General features: G+C 72.7%; 15 protein-coding genes and 1 pseudogene. 6 read left to right on the plus strand and 10 right to left on the minus strand.

Translation table 11 applies throughout. The annotated features are described in order from the left end of the window. A partial coding sequence (locus HUW36_RS11985; RefSeq protein WP_174528217.1) for a helix-turn-helix transcriptional regulator occupies nt 1-316 on the minus strand: 316 nt, incomplete at its 3' end. Nucleotides 317-419: 103 nt separating this feature from the next. On the opposite strand from HUW36_RS11985, the gene HUW36_RS11990 reads away from it, so the two are divergent. Together HUW36_RS11990 and HUW36_RS11995 are read left to right on the plus strand one after the other, a co-directional pair. Continuing rightward, the gene (locus tag HUW36_RS11990) at nt 420-1,211 is read left to right on the plus strand and encodes an EI24 domain-containing protein (RefSeq protein ID WP_174528218.1); all 792 of its coding nucleotides are present in this window, start codon (nt 420-422) and stop codon (nt 1,209-1,211) included. Between the two features lies 1 nt (nt 1,212). Further along, nucleotides 1,213-1,731 (plus strand): O-acetyl-ADP-ribose deacetylase, encoded by a 519-nt coding sequence (locus HUW36_RS11995; protein ID WP_174528219.1) that lies wholly within the window; start codon nt 1,213-1,215, stop codon nt 1,729-1,731. Here the strand turns inward: HUW36_RS11995 and HUW36_RS12000 are convergent. The 7 genes from HUW36_RS12000 to HUW36_RS12030 form a co-directional block, all read right to left on the minus strand. Further along, nucleotides 1,724-2,629: a GNAT family N-acetyltransferase gene (locus tag HUW36_RS12000; RefSeq protein ID WP_174528220.1), complete on the minus strand. Its 906-nt coding sequence runs from the start codon at nt 2,627-2,629 to the stop codon at nt 1,724-1,726. The genes HUW36_RS11995 and HUW36_RS12000 overlap by 8 nt on opposite strands. A 93-nt stretch (nt 2,630-2,722) precedes the next feature. After that, a complete protein-coding gene (locus HUW36_RS12005; protein WP_174528221.1) occupies nt 2,723-3,730 on the minus strand; it encodes a LacI family DNA-binding transcriptional regulator in 1,008 nt (335 codons plus the stop codon). Nucleotides 3,731-3,749: 19 nt separating this feature from the next. After that, nucleotides 3,750-5,117: a GH1 family beta-glucosidase gene (locus HUW36_RS12010; RefSeq protein ID WP_174528222.1), complete on the minus strand. Its 1,368-nt coding sequence runs from the start codon at nt 5,115-5,117 to the stop codon at nt 3,750-3,752. Further along, complete coding sequence (locus tag HUW36_RS12015) at nt 5,114-5,947, minus strand: carbohydrate ABC transporter permease (RefSeq protein WP_174528223.1); 834 nt, start codon at nt 5,945-5,947, stop codon at nt 5,114-5,116. Before HUW36_RS12015 ends, HUW36_RS12010 begins: the two co-directional genes overlap by 4 nt. Further along, complete coding sequence (locus tag HUW36_RS12020; protein ID WP_174528224.1) at nt 5,944-6,933, minus strand: carbohydrate ABC transporter permease; 990 nt, start codon at nt 6,931-6,933, stop codon at nt 5,944-5,946. The genes HUW36_RS12015 and HUW36_RS12020 overlap by 4 nt, the downstream gene beginning before the upstream one ends. 68 nt (nt 6,934-7,001) lie before the next feature. Further along, nucleotides 7,002-8,309 carry an ABC transporter substrate-binding protein gene (locus HUW36_RS12025; protein ID WP_174528225.1) on the minus strand — a complete coding sequence of 436 codons (1,308 nt, stop codon included), beginning with the start codon at nt 8,307-8,309 and terminating at the stop codon, nt 7,002-7,004. A 177-nt stretch (nt 8,310-8,486) separates the two neighbouring features. Beyond that, nucleotides 8,487-9,242, minus strand: coding sequence for a maleylpyruvate isomerase family mycothiol-dependent enzyme (locus HUW36_RS12030; RefSeq protein WP_174528226.1), 756 nt, complete (start codon nt 9,240-9,242; stop codon nt 8,487-8,489). A gap of 70 nt (nt 9,243-9,312) precedes the next feature. Here HUW36_RS12030 and HUW36_RS12035 point away from each other — a divergent pair, with 70 nt between their 5' ends. Then, a complete protein-coding gene (locus tag HUW36_RS12035) occupies nt 9,313-10,404 on the plus strand; it encodes a UDP-N-acetylmuramate dehydrogenase (RefSeq protein WP_174528227.1) in 1,092 nt (363 codons plus the stop codon). 438 nt (nt 10,405-10,842) lie between these two features. Here HUW36_RS12035 and HUW36_RS12040 read toward each other — a convergent pair whose 3' ends face one another. Both HUW36_RS12040 and HUW36_RS12045 read right to left on the minus strand, forming a co-directional pair. Beyond that, the gene (locus tag HUW36_RS12040) at nt 10,843-11,631 is read right to left on the minus strand and encodes a class I SAM-dependent methyltransferase (protein ID WP_174528228.1); all 789 of its coding nucleotides are present in this window, start codon (nt 11,629-11,631) and stop codon (nt 10,843-10,845) included. Nucleotides 11,632-11,633: 2 nt separating this feature from the next. Then, a complete protein-coding gene (locus tag HUW36_RS12045; RefSeq protein ID WP_174528229.1) occupies nt 11,634-12,398 on the minus strand; it encodes an SDR family NAD(P)-dependent oxidoreductase in 765 nt (254 codons plus the stop codon). 170 nt (nt 12,399-12,568) lie between these two features. Here HUW36_RS12045 and mshA point away from each other — a divergent pair, with 170 nt between their 5' ends. The 3 genes and pseudogenes from mshA to HUW36_RS34425 all read left to right on the plus strand — a co-directional run. Continuing rightward, a complete protein-coding gene (mshA, locus tag HUW36_RS12050; RefSeq protein WP_174528230.1) occupies nt 12,569-13,930 on the plus strand; it encodes a D-inositol-3-phosphate glycosyltransferase in 1,362 nt (453 codons plus the stop codon). A 48-nt stretch (nt 13,931-13,978) separates the two neighbouring features. Next, complete coding sequence (locus HUW36_RS12055; RefSeq protein ID WP_174528231.1) at nt 13,979-14,512, plus strand: type III secretion system chaperone family protein; 534 nt, start codon at nt 13,979-13,981, stop codon at nt 14,510-14,512. 81 nt (nt 14,513-14,593) lie between these two features. Next, a pseudogene (locus tag HUW36_RS34425) lies at nt 14,594-14,977 on the plus strand (hypothetical protein); the annotation flags it as partial.

A 14,977-nucleotide genomic window follows, 5' to 3' on the forward strand; every position in this document is an offset into this window, starting at 1 on the left:
GCACCTTCAGCTCGGCGGCCGCCACCGCGTCGGCGAGCCCCATGTCCCCGGCCGGCCCGGGCAGGCCGGCCAGGAACAGCGCCTCGGCCTCGTCCCGGCTCAGCCCGGTGAGCCGGGTCCGGTAGCCGCCGAGCAGCCGGTAGCCGCCGGCCCGGCCCCGGTCGGCGTAGACCGGGACGCCGGCGGCGGAGAGCGCCAGCACGTCGCGGTAGACGGTGCGCTCGGACACCTCCAGCTCGCGGGCCAGCTCGGCGGCCGTCATCGTCTCCCGGGACTGGAGCAGCAGCACCAACGAGATGAGTCGCGACGCACGCACCCACCCATTGTGTAAGGAAGGGCCCCCTCTTAACGCATACGGATTGGAGGGGGCCCTTCCTAACACCCGGGCGGCGTGCGGCGGCGCACTAGGCTGTGCCGTCGTGAACGCCTCCCGTACCGTCGCGCCCGTAACCGGCGCGGCCACCCGCTTCCTCGGCGGCGCCGGCCTGCTGCTGCGCGGCTTCGGCATGTACGTCCGCAGCCCGAAACTGATGCTGCTCGGCGTGATCCCGGCGCTGATCTCCGGCGCGCTCTACCTGGCCCTGCTCGCCGCGCTGCTCTACTTCGTGGACGACCTGGCCGCCTGGCTCACCCCGTTCGCCGACGACTGGTCGTCGACCTGGCGCGGGCTGCTCCGGGTCGCCGCCGGCCTGGCCGTGGTCGGAGTGGCCGGGCTGGTCGGGGTGCTCACGTTCACCGCCGTCACGCTCGTCATCGGTGACCCGTTCTACGAGGCCATCTCCGAGCGGGTCGAGGACCGGCTCGGCGGCACCCCCGGCGCGGTGGACGTGCCGTTCTGGTCCTCGATGCGGCGCAGCGTCGCCGACTCGCTGCGCCTGGTGGCGCTGTCCGCGCTGATCGGCGTACCCCTGTTCGCGGCCGGTTTCGTTCCGGTGGTGGGACAGACGGTGGTCCCGGTGGTCGGTGCCGGAGTGGGTGGCTGGTTCCTGGCGCTGGAGCTGGTCGGCGCGCCGTTCCAGCGGCGCGGGATGCGGCTGCCGGACCGGCGGGTACGGCTGCGGGCCGACCGGCCGACCGCGCTCGGCTTCGGGGTGGCGGTCTTCCTGTGCTTCCTGATCCCCCTCGGCGCGGTGCTGGTCATGCCGGCCGCCGTCGCCGGGGCCGCGCTGCTGGCCCGCCGGTCGCTCGGCCAACACGTCGAGGAGCGGTGAGATGGACACGGTGCTGATCGAGGGGGACATCACCGCGCAGCGGGTCGACGCGATCGTCAACGCCGCCAACTCGTCCCTGCTGGGCGGCGGGGGAGTGGACGGCGCGATCCACCGGCGCGGCGGGCCGGCGATCCTGGCCGAGTGCCGGGCGCTGCGCGCCTCCCACTACGGGCGGGGGCTGCCCACCGGCCAGGCGGTCGCCACCACGGCCGGCGAGCTGCCGGCGCGCTGGGTGGTGCACACGGTCGGGCCGGTCTTCTCCCCGCGCGAGGACCGGTCGGCGCTGCTGCGCGACTGCTACGCCAACAGCCTGCGGATCGCCGACGAGCTGGGCGCGGCGCGGGTCGCGTTCCCGCTGATCTCGGCGGGGATCTACGGCTGGCCGGTCGAGGACGCGGTCGCCCAGGCGTTGACCGTGCTGCACGCGGCCACCCCGGCGCACGTCGTCGAGGCCCGGCTGGTGCTGTTCGGGCCGGACACGTACGCGACCGCGGTGCGGGTCGCCGCCGCGCTCAGCTGAGCGTGCGCCGGCACGACCACTGGCTGTCCACCGGCCGGTAGCCGAGCCGGGCGTTGATCGCCAGCATCGGCGCGTTCGCCTCGTCGTTCGAGGTGTACGCGGTCCGCACCCCGCGCGTCGCGGCGGTGTGCAGCGCGGCCTGCTTGGCCAGCCGGGCCAGCCCTCGCCCCCGGTACGCGGGCAGCGTGCCGGTGAAGTCCGACCACATCCGGTCGCCGTCCCGCTTCACCAGGCTGAGCGCGACCAGTTCGCCGTCCACCTCGGCGAGCGTGCTCGCCTCCCGGTCCAGCCCCGGGTTGTCCCAGCACTCGTGGCGCCACAGCTCGAAGTCCAGCGAGTCCGTGGGCACGTCCCCCGGCTCGTCCCGGGACGCCTCGGCGTCGACCCGGTGCACCTGGCGCGGGTCGAGCCCGGCGGCGGACACCAGCCGTACGCCCGGCGGCACCTGCGGCATCGGCGGGGCGGTGGTCAGGTCGAGCGCCGAGTAGCGCAGCTCCCGGCTGGGCGTGAAGCCGTGCCGCTGCGCGAACGGCAGCGACTCGGTACGCGCGTGGGTGAGCACCCGGGTGGACCCGAGCGTCCGCAGGTGGCCGAGCGCGGTGTCGAACAGCGTGGTGCCGGTGCCCCGGCGGCGGTGTTCCGGGTGCACGTGCAGCAGGGCGATCTCGCCCACGCCGGGCTTCGAGGTCTGCGTGTTGCGGTACGCCGACACCCAGCCCAGGACCTGCCCGTCCGCCTCGGCGACCCAGGCCGCCCAGTCCTCGCCCGGTGGTGGCTCGGCGATCATGCGGCGGGTCGACTCGACGCCACGCACCAGGTACGGGTAGACGAGCGCGCGCAACGCCACCACGGCGGGCGCGTCCTCGGCACGGGCAGGACGGATCTCGACATCAGTCATCCGGGCGACCCTAGCCACGCCTCGTCGAGGTCGCGACCGGTTTGTTAAGCGGGGCCCCCTCCTCTACCGGAGGCGTTAACAGGGGGCCCCTCCTTACGCGGAGTCGCGCAGGACCAGCTGGGTCGGCAGCACCAGCGCCTGCTCGACGTCCTCGCCCGCGGCGATCCGCAGCAGTTGCCGGGTCATCGACCGCCCCAGTTCCACTATCGGCTGCCGCACCGTGGTCAGCGGCGGCTCGGTGTACGCGGCCGTCTCGATGTCGTCGAACCCGATCACCGCCACGTCGTCGGGCACCCGCCGGCCGGCCTCGCGCAGGGCCCGCATGGCCGCGTGCGCCATCAGGTCGGAGGCGGCGAACACCGCGTCCAGCTCCGGGTCGGCGGCGAGCAGCTCGCGCATCGCCGCGGTGCCGGACTCCCGGGTGAAGTCGCCGTACGCGACCAGCTCGGGCAGCCCGGCCGCGGTGACCGTGGTCCGGTAGCCGATCAGGCGCTCGATGCCGGCCACCATGTCCTGCGGGCCGGCGATGGTGGCGACGCGCCGCCGGCCGGTGGTGATCAGGTGCTCCACCGCCGTGGCCACGCCGCCGGTGTGGTCGACGTCCACGTAGGGCACGTCACCGCCGTCGAGCGGCCGTCCGCCGCACACCACCGGGATGCCGAGCCGGGCCAGCCGGCCGGGCAGCGGGTCCTCGCCGTGCAGCGAGGCGAAGAGCACGCCGTCGACGTGCCGCCCGGTGGTGTACCGCTCGACCCGTTCGTGCCCGGCCGGCGAGCCGGCCAGCATCAGCACGAGCTGCTTGTCCGCCGCCTCCAACTCCTGCGCGGCGCCGCGGATGATGCCGGGGAAGACCTGGTCGTCGGAGAACACCCGGGTGGCCGCCTCGGGCATCACCAGCGCGATCGAGTCGGTGCGCTGGGTGACCAGGCTGCGGGCGGCGAGGTTCGGGACGTACCCGAGTTCCTCGACCGCCCGGCGCACCGCCTGCTGGATCGACTCGGCCACGGTGGTGGAGCCGTTCACCACCCGGGAGACCGTGGCCCGGGACACGCCGGCCCGCCGGGCCACCGCCTCCAGGGTCGGCCGCTGTGCCGTCGTCATCCCCGTTACCACCACCTCGTCACAGCCCGTTCCGGGCGATCACCTCCTGGTACCAGCGGGCGCTCTGCTTGGGCGTGCGCCGCTGGGTCAGGTAGTCGACGTGGACGATCCCGAAGCGCTTCCGGTAACCCTCGGCCCATTCGAAGTTGTCCAGCAACGACCATACGAGATAGCCGCGCAGGTCGACCCCGCGGGCGATGGCGTCGTGCGCCGCGCGCAGGTGCCCGTCGAGGTAGGCGGTCCGGTCGGCGTCTGCCACCCGGCCCTGCTCGTCGCGCGAGGAGTCGGGGAACGCGCCGCCGTTCTCGGTGATCATCAGCGGCAGCCCGGGGTGGTCGGCCGCGACCCGTTCCAGCAGCCGGGTCAGCCCGGCGGGCTCGATCGACCAGCCCATGTCGGTGAGCGACCCGGCGGCCGGCAGGAACTCGACCGCGCCGGCGGTGCCCGGGTACGCGTCGCTTCCGCCGCCGTCCGCCCGGCCGGCCACGTAGGTGGGCGCGTAGTAGTTCAGACCGAGCAGGTCCAGCGGCGCGGCGATCACCTTCTCGTCGCCGTCCCGGACGAAGTCGGGCGGGACGATCCGGCCCACGTGCGCCAGCACGTCCTCCGGGTAGCCGGCGCCGGTGAGCGGGTCCAGGAAGATCCGGTTGTGCAGGCCGTCGACCAGCCGGACCGCCTCGGCGTCCGCCGCGCTGTCGGCGTCCGCCGGCTGCACGTCGGCCAGGTTGAGCGTGATCCCGAGCGTCTCCGCGCCGGCCGCGCGCAGCGCCCGCGCGGCCAGGCCGTGGCCGAGCAGCAGATGGTGTACGGCCCGGAACGCGTCTCCGGCGTCCCGCCGCCCCGGGGCGTGCACCCCGTTGCCGTAGCCGAGGTAGGCCGAGCACCACGGCTCGTTGAGCGTGGTCCAGGTGCGGATCCGGTCGCCGAGCCGCTGGTGCACGGCGACCGCGTAGTCGGCAAAGTGCTCGGCGGTCTCCCGGACGGTCCAGCCGCCCCGGTCCTCCAGCCCCTGCGGCAGGTCCCAGTGGTAGAGCGTGACGATCGGGTCGATGCCGGCGTCCAGCAGGGTGTCGGTGAGCCGGTCGTAGAAGTCCAGGCCGCGCGGCTCGACCGGGCCGGTGCCGTCCGGCCGGACACGTGGCCAGGCGACCGAGAACCGGTACGCCCGCAGCCCCAGCTCGGCCATCAACGCGACGTCGTCGGCGTACCGGTGGTAGTGGTCGCAGGCCACGTCGCCGGTGTGGCCCTGGAACACCGCCCCCGGCGTACGGCTGAAGGTGTCCCAGACGGACGGGCCGCGACCGTCCTCGCGGGCGGCGCCCTCGATCTGGTACGCGGCGGTGGCCGCCCCCCAGACGAAGCCCTCCGGGAATCGCACGTCGCTCATGCCTTCACCGCACCTTCCATGATGCCGCCGATGATCTGGCGGCCGAAGACGACGAACACCAGCAGCAGCGGTAGCGTGGCGATGGCTGTGCCGGTGAACACCTGCGACATGTCCTGGTAGTAGCCGTCGGAGAGGGCCCGCAGCGACAGCTGCACGGTCGGGTTCTCCGGGTCGTTGAGCACCGCGTACGGCCAGAGGAAGTCGTTCCAGGTGGTCATGAACGTGAGCAGGCCGAGCACGGCGGCGGCCGGACGCAGCGCGGGCAGCACCACGTTCCAGTAGATCCGCGCGGTGTTGCAGCCGTCCATCCGGGCCGCCTCGATCAGCTCGGTGCTGACCGCCTGGCCGGCGTACTGGCGCATCATGAACACGCCGAAGCCGGTGACCAGCGCCGGCACGATCACGGCGGGCAGCCGGTCGTTCCAGTTGAGCTTCGTCATCAGCAGGTAGAGCGGGATGACGCCGAGCTGGGTGGGGACCATCATGGTGGCGATGATCGCCAGCAGCAGCGCGTTGCGGCCCCGGAAGCGCAGCTTGGCGAACGCGAACCCGGCCAGGGTGGAGAAGAAGACCACCGAGACGGTCACCGTGACGGCCACGATGGTCGAGTTGATCAGGCCGGTGAGGAAGTAGGCGTCGGTGTTGTCGAACAGCCGGGCGATGTTGGCGCCGAGGTTGCCGCCGGGGGTGAGCGGGGGCGGCACCTGCCCCATCGCGTCGCTGGTGCGGCTGGCCACCACGAACATCCAGTAGATCGGGAAGATGGACAGCAGCGCGGAGAGGGTCAGCGCCAGGTAGGTGAGTCGGCTGGCCGACCAGAGGCGGTTCATCGGGAGACCTCCTTGCGGGAGCCGCCGCCGAGCCGGCGCAGGAGCAGGACGTTTATCGCCGCGACGATCGCGATCAGCGCGAAGAGCAGCCAGGCGATGGCCGAGCCGTAGCCGAAGTTGTAGTGCGGGGCGAAGGCGTTCTCGAACATGTACATGGTCACCGTCTGCGACTCGCGCAGCGGCCCGCCGCGGATCGCGTTGGTGCCGGAGTTGAACATCCGGGGCTCGGTGAAGAGCTGGAGGCCGCCGATGGTGGAGATGATGACCGCGAAGACGATCGTCGGCTTGAGCAGCGGCACGGTGATGGACCAGAACTGCCGGGCCCGGCCGGCGCCGTCGATCGACGCCGACTCGTACAGGTCGCGCGGGATGGCCTGCATGGCGGCCAGGAAGATCAGCGCGTTGTAGCCGGTCCACCGCCAGTCGACCATGGTGGAGATGGCGACCCAGGCGGCGAACCTGTTCGCCTTCCAGTCGATCGCGCTCACCCCGACGTGGTCGAGCATCCAGTTGATCATGCCGAAGTCGCGACCGAACAGCACCGCGAAGACGATCGCCACCGCGGCGGTCGAGGTGACGTTCGGGACCAGCACCGCCATCCGCCAGGTGGTGCGGGCGCGCAGCTGCCGATTGAGCAGGTTGGCCAGCCAGAGCGCGGCCAGCAGCTGCGGGACGGTGGAGATGACGAAGATGCCGAGCGTGTTGACCACCGAGTGCCAGAAGTCCGGGTCGGCGAGCAGCTGGCTGTAGTTGTCGAACCCGATGAACGGGTGCTCGGCGCCGAGCAGGTCCCAGTCGTGCAGCGAGACCCAGAACGTGTACGCCAGCGGGTAGGCCCCGAAGACGCCGAAGAGCAGGAAGAACGGGGCGATGTACAGGTACGGCGAGTACTTCGTGTCGAACCGGCTGAGCCGGGCGCCCCGGACGGGACGGCTGTGTCGGGGTGCCGGTGCGACCGGCGGGCGGGCGTCGAGCTGGACGGCCATGACCCGGGATTCCTTTCCGCCGTGCGGGCGGCACCCGTCACCGGGACCGCCCGCACGCGCTGCTCGGGTTACTTGGCGGCGGCCTTCTCGGCGTTGGCGACCGCGTCGGTCCAGCCCTGCTGCGGGGAGCGCTTGCCCAGCTCCACGGTGCGCACGGCGTTCTCCACCTCGGTGCGGACGGCCTGGTTCTTCGGGCCCATGTAGACCGGCTTCAGGCTCTTGGCGCCCTCGGCGAAGATCCTGCCGACCGGGGCCTCGGAGAAGTAGGCGTTCTTCGAGTCGAGGATCGCCGGGTCGGCCAGCGCCTGCGGCGACGAGGGCAGCGGGCCCTTGAGCTTGAACGCGCCGATCTGACCCTTGGCGCTGGTCAGGAACTTGGCCAGCTCGATCGCCTCGGCCTGGTGCTTGCTCTGCTTCGGCACGGCGAGGAACGAGCCGCCCCAGTTGCCGCCGTTGCCGGGGATCTGGGCGATGTCCCACTTGCCCTTGGCGGCCGGGCCGGCGTTGCCCTCGATCACCCCGGTCATCCACGCCGGGCAGGCGATGGTGGCGAACTTCGACTGCTTGAACGCGGAGACCCACTCCTCCGACCAGGAGCCGTACTTGCCGGAGAGGCCGGAGTCGATGATGTCCATCGTGGTGTCGTACGCCTGCTTCACCGCCGGGTTGCTGCCCACGACCAGGTTGTTGCCGGTGTCGTAGTAGCTGTAGCCGGTGGTGTTGCCGGCGTTCTGGAGCAGGATGGTGTTGAACGTGTTCGTCGCGGCGTCGAGGAACGCGGCGCCTGTCTTCTTCGCGGTGAACTGCTCGCCGACCCTGATGTAGTCCTGCCAGGTGGGCCAGAGCTTGGACACGGCCTCCCGGTCGGTGGGCAGCCCGGCCTTGGCGAACAGGTCCTTGCGGTAGCACATGGCCATGCCGCCGACGTCGGTGCCGAGGCCGATGAGCTGCTTGCCGTCGGCGGTGAGGCCCTGGTTCCACTTCCAGTCGAGGAAGTTGCCCTTCAGTTCGCCCGCGCCGTGGTCGAGCAGGTTGACGAAGTTCTGCGGGTTGGCCTTGTACTCGACCAGCAGCCCCTCCTCGATGGCCACGATGTCACCGGCGCCCTTGCCCGCGGCGAGCCACTGGGTGAGCTTCGGCGAGTACTCGTCGAGGTTGCTGCCGGTGCCCCGCTCGACGATCTTCACGTCGGGGTGGCTGGCCATGTACTCCTGGTAGAGATCCGCGTAGCCGAGCTGGCCGAAGGTGTCGACGGTGAGGGTGATGGGCCCGTCGGAGGCGGCCTCGTCGCCGCCGCCGCAGGCGGTGGTGCCGAGCAGAGCGGTGGCGGCGACCAGGGCCACCGCCGCCAGTCGACGGCGCGTGAAGGTGAGCATGCTGTCCTGACCTCTCGGGGTCGTAACGGGTGGTGGAAGGCGGTTCCGGTACTCAGAGAGCGCTCTCACGACAGCGTGGTGGGTGGCTCCGTTCCTGTCAAGAGAGCGCTCTCTGAGCGCCCGAAAAAAGCGGAGAGGGGCGATGACCGCCCCTCTCCGCCCGTATCAGGTGCGGTGTCAGCCCACCCGCAGGCCGTCCAGCAGCCCGCGGTCCCCGGCCACCCCCAACGTGTCGAAGCCGATCCGGCCCATCAGCGCCAGCAGCAGATCGCTGGCGGTGCCGGTGACCTGGGCCCGGGCCCGGTGGTCGTCGTGGTCCAGGATCGTCGCGGTGTCCAGCAGCGCGATCCCCTCGCCGCGCAGCCGCAGGTACCACTCCTGCGCGGCGTCCGTCGCGGTCAGCTGCACCACGCCGTGCCACTGCCCCGGTCGGGTCCGCCGGCCCGCCGGCAGCCAGGTGTCGAGCACCTCGCTCACCCCGTCGGCGGCGAGCTTGGCCTCGATCGGCTCACCAGCGGCGATGGCCAGCTGGGCGTCCCAGCGGTGCACCGCCGTCTCGTGCGCCATCCGGCGCGGCCAGAAACCGGCCTTCTTCGGCTGGGGAGCGAAGTTCCAGGCCGGCGCCTCCGGGTCCAGCGCGTCGAAGAGCGCGTTCAAGCGCTCGTACTCCTGGGCGTACCACTGGGCCGGGGTGAGCCCGGCCGGCGGCTCCGGGTCGTGCCGCTCCGGACGGCTGGTGGAACCGGCGCTCAGCACCGTCCCCGCCCAGACGTAGGTGCGGGTCAGATGGTGGGCGAGGTCGGTGACCGTCCAGCCGGGACAGGACAGCACCGGTGTCTCCGGAGGCGCCTCCGCCACCGCCGCGGCGAAGGCCGGACCCTCCGTCCGCAGCGCGCCGATCCAGAAGTCCTTCGTGTGGTGCAGTCTGCTCATCGCCATCCTCCCGGGGGTGACCGGGCCACCAGTGGGTGCCGCGGCTACCCCTCAGCCTAGGGTGAAAGGCGTGTCAGACGTCTACGCCGAACCGACGACCGCCGCCGGCCCGACCGGGCCGGCCTCCCTGGCGCGGTACACCACGCTCCGCCTCGGCGGCCCGGCCGGCCGGCTGGAGGTCGCCACCGACGCCGACGAGATCGTCCGGAAGGTACGCGCGGCCGAGGCCCGCGAGGAGGCCGTGCTGGTGCTCGCCGGCGGCAGCAACGTGGTGATCGGCGACCAGGGCTTCCCCGGCACCGTCGTGCTCGTCCGCTCACGCGGGTTCCAGGTCGTCGCCGAGGAGGGTGACACCGTGACGGTACGTGTCGCCGCCGGCGAACCCTGGGACGACCTGGTCGCGGCCACCGTCGAACGCGGCTGGTCGGGCCTGGAGTGCCTCTCCGGCATCCCCGGATCGGCAGGCGCGACGCCGATCCAGAACGTCGGCGCGTACGGCCAGGAGGTGGCCGAGACGATCGTCGCGGTCGAGGCGTACGACCGCACGCACCACGAGGTCGTGCGGATCGCGGCGGCGGACTGCGGGTTCGCCTACCGGGGCAGCGTCTTCAAGTACAGCGACCGCTGGGTGGTGCTCTCGGTCGACTTCCGGCTCACCCGCTCGCCGCTCTCCGGGCCGGTCCGCTACGCCGAGCTGGCCCGCGCGCTCGGCGTCGAGGTGGGCGACCGGGTGCCGCTGGCCGACGCCCGGTCCACCGTGCGCCGCCTGCGGGCCGGCAAGGGCATGGTGCTCGACGCGGACGACCCCGACACCTGGTCGGTCGGCTCGTTCTTCACCAACCCGGTGCTGGAACGCGAGGCGTACGAGCTGCTCCGGGAGCGCGCCGCCGACCTCGGCGAGCCGCCGCACTGGCCGGGCGCCGGCGACGTGGTGAAGGTCAGTGCCGCCTGGCTCATCGACAAGGCCGGCTTCGGCAAGGGATACGCCGGCCCGGAGGGCGTCGCCATCTCCCGCAAGCACACGCTGGCGCTGACGAACCGGTCCGGGGTGGCCAGCACCGCCGCCCTGGTGGCCCTGGCCCGCGAGATCCGCGACGGCGTGCACGCCCGTTTCGGCGTGCCCCTGCACCCGGAGCCCGTCCTGATCAACTGCACCATCTGACCGCCCGGCGTCCACTGGCCCGGCATCCCGCTTCGGTCCTGGCTCGCTTCGGTCCGGCTGCCTCTGGCGTCTGGCCGGCCTTGCGGCCGCGGGCTGCCCCGGTCCGTCTTGACTGCTCTGCCCAGCTTTGTCCCGGCTGGCGTGTTCGAAGAACGGATCCCCGCCCTACGTCCGCGATCCGCGCCCAACGTAGACCTTGCTGATCTGTCGTCAGACCGGAGCGGCAAGTGCGGATATCCCGCAGGTTCTCCCGGATCGAGAGAAGAGCGTCCCGCATTCCAGGACCCAGGAAGATCTTGGTAAGGAGTGGCCCCTATAGGGGCCTTTTGGTACCAAGATCTCGCTGAGCGCTGGCGCGATCATGGAGTCGTGGACCCCGCCAATCGGGTCAAAGGTTCAAATCGGGGGCAGTAAGTGCAAGATCGACGGGGAGGGCGGTCAGGAGGGGGCGACGGCCGGCCAGGGGAGGGTGAGGTAGCCGTGGCGCCAGGACCGGGGGGTGTCCTGGATCGGCCAGCCCGACTCCTTCAGCGTCGCCACGGCGTGCAGCCAGCGCTGCCGAGGGCCGAAGGGGGCGTAGCCGGCGGCGGAACGCCAGGCGTGCTCCAGCGCACCGATCAGGTCGTGGATGCGCTCACCGGGCACGTTGCGGTGGATCAACGCCTTCGGCAGCCGCTCGGCCAGCGTCGCCGGGCTCTCCAGCGTGGTCAGCTTCGCGGCCAGGGTGAGTGTGCGCGGTCCGGCCGCGTCCAGCAGCACCCAGGCGCCGAGCCGGCCCAATTCGTCGCAGGTGCCCTCGACCAGCAGCCCGCCGGGCGCCAGCCGCCCGGTGACCGTCCGCCAGGCGTCCGCGACCTCGCTCTCGTCGTACTGGCGCAGCACGTTGAAGGCGCGTACCAACGCCGGGCGCAGCCCGGCCAGCTCGAAGCCGCCCCGGGCGAACGTGAGCCGGGGCGGGTCCGCGGCCGGTTCGGCGGCGGCCACGCGTACCGGATCGATCTCCAGCCCGACCACCCGCACGTCCGTGCGGACCCGGGTGGCGAGCCGGGCCCGCAGTTCGAGCGGGGTGACCGGGGTCGCGCCGTAGCCCAGGTCCACCACGAGCGGGTCGGCGGCGGCGCGCAGCGCGTCGCCGCAGGTCTCGACGATCCAGTTGTCGACCCGTCGGAGCCGGTTCGGATTCGTCGTCCCCCGGGTGACGACCCCGAGCGGTCGGCGCGGCTCCACGGTCAGGACGTCCGGTGCACCTTGTGCTGGGCTGCCTGGGCCAGCGGGCGGACCACGAGCTGGTCGATGTTGACGTGGTGCGGCCGGGTGGCGCACCAGGCGACGCAGTCGGCCACGTCGTCGGCGACCAGCGGCTCGGCGACGCCGGCGTAGACCGCCTCGGCGCGGTCCGCGTCCCCGCCGAACCGGACCAGGCCGAACTCCTCGGTCCGCACCATGCCCGGGTCGATCTCGATCACCCGGACCGGCCGGCCGCACAGCTCCAGCCGGAGCGTGCCGGCGATGGCGGTCTGCGCGTGCTTCGCGGCTGTGTAGCCGCCGCCACCCTCGTAGACGACGTGCCCGGCGGTGGAGCTGACGATCACCACGGTGCCGGCGCCGGACCGCTCCAGCGCGGGCAGCAGCGCCTTGGTGACCCGCAGCGTGCCGAGCACGTTGACGTCGTACATCCACTGCCAGTCGCCCACGTCGGCGGTCTCCACCGGGTCCAGGCCGCGCGCGCCGCCGGCGTTGTTCACCAGCAGGGTGACCGGTCCGGGTGCGGCGTCGGCCGCGGCGGCCAGGTCGGCGACGGACCCGTCCGACGTCACGTCGCACGCCACCGCTGTGGCGGCGCCGCCGGCCGCCTCGATCTCGGCGACCAGCGCGGCCAGCCGGTCGGTACGCCGCGCGGCGGCGAGCACGTGGAAACCCTCGGCGGCCAGGCGGCGGGCGGTGGCCGCCCCGATCCCGCTGGACGCTCCGGTGACGATGGCGACTGAGGTCATCCGGTCATTCTCTCCCGCCGCGCCGGCCCGCACCGCGATGAGGTCCGTCACGCTCGGGACCCGCGGCAGGCATTTCCGTACCCCGATGGGGAAGATGACATCCGGCGTACGGGTTGACCGAGAAGCGCCGGTCGTGCGGGACGGCATCAACCGTGACAGAGGGAGCGGACGTGGCGGAGTTGCACACCGGTGTCGGTCGTCAGCGAGGTGCCCTGCCGTGGCCCCGGCCGCGCCGCATCGCCACCCTCTCGGTGCACACCTCGCCGCTGCACCAGCCGGGCACGGGCGACGCGGGCGGGATGAACGTCTACATCCTGGAGGTCGCCCGGCGGCTGGCCGAGGCCGACGTCGAGGTCGAGATCTTCACCCGGGCCACCTCCGGCGACCTGCCCCCGGTGGTGGAGATGGCGCCCGGGGTGACCGTCCGGCACGTCACCGCCGGCCCGCTGGAGGGGTTGACCAAGGAGGAACTGCCCGGTCAGCTCTGCGCGTTCACCGCCGGTGTGCTGCGGGCCGAGGCGGCCCGCCCGCCGGGCCACTACGACCTGATCCACTCGCACTACTGGCTCTCCGGCCAGGTCGGTTGGCTGGCCAAGGAGCGCTGGGGCGTGCCGCTGGTGCACACCGCGCACACCCTGGCCAAGGTCAAGAACGCCCGGCTCGCCGCCGGCGACCGGCCGGAGCCGAAGGCCCGCGTCATCGGCGAGGAGCAGGTGGTCGCCGAGGCCGACCGGCTGGTCGCCAACACCCGGGTGGAGGCCCGTGACCTGCTCGACCGGTACGCGGCCGAACCGGGCCGGGTGGCCGTGGTCGAGCCGGGCGTCGACCTGGAGAGGTTCCGCCCCGCCGCCGGTGACCGGGACGTCGCGGCCCGGGCCGCCCGCCGCCGCCTCGGCCTGCCGACCGACGGCTACGTGGTGGCGTTCGTCGGCCGGATCCAGCCGCTCAAGGCACCGGACGTGCTGGTCCGCGCGGTGGCCGCACTGCGCGAGCGGGAGCCCGCGCTGGCCGACGAGGTCACCGTGGTGATCTGCGGCGGCCCGAGCGGCAGCGGCCTGGACCGGCCGACCGCCCTGATGGAGCTGGCGCACTCGCTGGGTGTCGCCGACCGGGTGCGTTTCCTCCCGCCGCAGACCGGCGACCGCCTGCCCGACCTCTACCGCGCCGCCGACCTGGTCGCCGTGCCGTCGCACAACGAGTCCTTCGGGCTGGTCGCGCTGGAGGCCCAGGCGTGCGGCACACCGGTGCTGGCCGCCGCCGTGGGTGGGCTGGTCACCGCCGTACGCGACGGGGTCAGCGGCACGCTGATCGACGGGCACGACCCGGTCGACTGGGCGCGGGCGCTGGCCCGCCTCCTGCCGGACCGGCTGCGCCGCGGCGCGCTGGCCCGGGGTGCCGAGCGGCATGCCCGCGCCTTCTCCTGGCAGCGGACCGTCTCCGGGTTGCTCGCGGTCTACGGGGAGGCGATCACCGAGCACCGGGCCCGGCTGGCCGGCCGCCTCGGTGACCCGGCCCTCACCTGCTCCTGGTGACCGCTCGCCGTCGGGCGGGCGGGGCCGGGCGACCGTAGAGTGGGTGCGATGAGCCGCAGGAGTGAGGTCGCCGCGCTGATCGAGGCCGTCTGTGCCGAGCGTGAGCTGGAGTGGGAGTCCACCGGCGAGGCGTCGTACGCGGTGACCCTGCCGGGGACGCACAAGCTCAAGACGATCTGCAACCTGATCGTCGGTGAGCACGCGCTGCGGATCGAGGCGTTCGTGATGCGCCAGCCCGACGAGCGGCGCGAGGAGCTGTGGGCCTGGTTGTTGCAGCGCAACGCGCGGATGTACGGCGTCTCGTTCTCCATCGACGCGGTCGGCGACGTCTACCTGACCGGCCGGGTCAACCTGGCCGGGCTGGACGCGGACGAGTTGGACCGGCTCTTCGGCTCCGTGCTGACCTACGCCGACGAGTCGTTCGACAGCATGCTGGAGATCGGGTTCGGCACCGCCATCCGGCGGGAGTGGGAGTGGCGGGTCAAGCGCGGCGAGTCGACCGCCAACCTGGCCGCGTTCGCCCACCTCTTCGAGCCCTCGACGCCGGCCGGCTCGGCCGCCGGAGGTTCGGAGTCCTCCTGAGGGGTATGCCGCACCGCGCGGTGCGGAGTGTGTGTGGGGACCCACCGCGAGCCGAGGACGGACTGTCGAGGAGCGTGTCCCATGGCTCAGCGCAACAGCTCAGGTCGCGGCACGACTGCGACCCGGACCAAGCGGCAAACCGGTAACCAGACGCCGAACACCCCGAGGGTGTCGGAGTCCGACATCTCCCGGATGAAGGTCGACGACATCCGGAGCCAGCTCCGTCGGCGTGGGGTCTCCGGGACCTCCGCGCTGCGCAAGCCGGAGTTGGTGAAGACGCTGGCCCGGACCATGCGGTCGGAGGGTCGCGGCGGCGCCGCCCGGCGGAGCACCGGCCCGGCCGGTCGCCCGGCGGCGAAGAAGACCACGGCGGCGAAGAAGACCGCCGCGGCGAAGAAGACCACGTCGGCCCGCCGGAAGGCGACCTCGCCGGCCAAGGCCGCTCCGGCCGCCCGCGCCACCGGT

The sequence above is a fragment of the Micromonospora maritima genome, assembly GCF_902825405.1.
Taxonomy (GTDB): domain Bacteria; phylum Actinomycetota; class Actinomycetes; order Mycobacteriales; family Micromonosporaceae; genus Micromonospora; species Micromonospora maritima.

Coding starts and splice junctions, on each gene's coding strand:
- HUW36_RS11995 (WP_174528219.1), top strand. CDS start 1,213: ATGGACACGGTGCTGATCGAGGGGGACATCACCGCGCAGCGGGTCGAC.
- HUW36_RS12000 (WP_174528220.1), bottom strand. CDS start 2,629: ATGACTGATGTCGAGATCCGTCCTGCCCGTGCCGAGGACGCGCCCGCC.
- HUW36_RS12005 (WP_174528221.1), bottom strand. CDS start 3,730: ATGACGACGGCACAGCGGCCGACCCTGGAGGCGGTGGCCCGGCGGGCC.
- HUW36_RS12010 (WP_174528222.1), bottom strand. CDS start 5,117: ATGAGCGACGTGCGATTCCCGGAGGGCTTCGTCTGGGGGGCGGCCACC.
- HUW36_RS12015 (WP_174528223.1), bottom strand. CDS start 5,947: ATGAACCGCCTCTGGTCGGCCAGCCGACTCACCTACCTGGCGCTGACC.
- HUW36_RS12020 (WP_174528224.1), bottom strand. CDS start 6,933: ATGGCCGTCCAGCTCGACGCCCGCCCGCCGGTCGCACCGGCACCCCGA.
- HUW36_RS12025 (WP_174528225.1), bottom strand. CDS start 8,309: ATGCTCACCTTCACGCGCCGTCGACTGGCGGCGGTGGCCCTGGTCGCC.
- HUW36_RS12030 (WP_174528226.1), bottom strand. CDS start 9,242: ATGAGCAGACTGCACCACACGAAGGACTTCTGGATCGGCGCGCTGCGG.
- HUW36_RS12045 (WP_174528229.1), bottom strand. CDS start 12,398: ATGACCTCAGTCGCCATCGTCACCGGAGCGTCCAGCGGGATCGGGGCG.
- HUW36_RS12055 (WP_174528231.1), top strand. CDS start 13,979: ATGAGCCGCAGGAGTGAGGTCGCCGCGCTGATCGAGGCCGTCTGTGCC.